At 59.9% G+C, this 212-nt stretch carries 1 pseudogene; it reads right to left on the bottom strand.

Annotated elements, in window-relative coordinates:
- A pseudogene (locus ACXPVS_RS26830) lies at positions 1 to 212 on the bottom strand (IS5/IS1182 family transposase); the annotation flags it as partial.

The following is a 212-nucleotide window of genomic DNA, read 5'->3' as shown; positions in this document are numbered from 1 at the left end:
GGCCAGGATTTCTTCGCTTTTAAAGTACCCTCGGTCAGCCACTACCGACAGCGTTTCCAAGCCCATGGCCTCGCGGGCCTGCTTGGCCATCGAGCTGAGTTGATCGCGGTCGGAGCCGACGATTCCAGTGCCGCGCGTCATCATGGAGCGGGCGTCTGGATCGGTCAGTGAGACCTGTTTGTCCGGCGAGTCGTTGAGCTGGATTTCAATCG

It is taken from the genome of Pseudomonas sp. Ma2-10 (genome assembly GCF_054330215.1).
The sequence above is the reverse complement of the archived record's forward strand: the minus strand, read 5'-3'. Positions and strand labels throughout refer to the sequence as shown.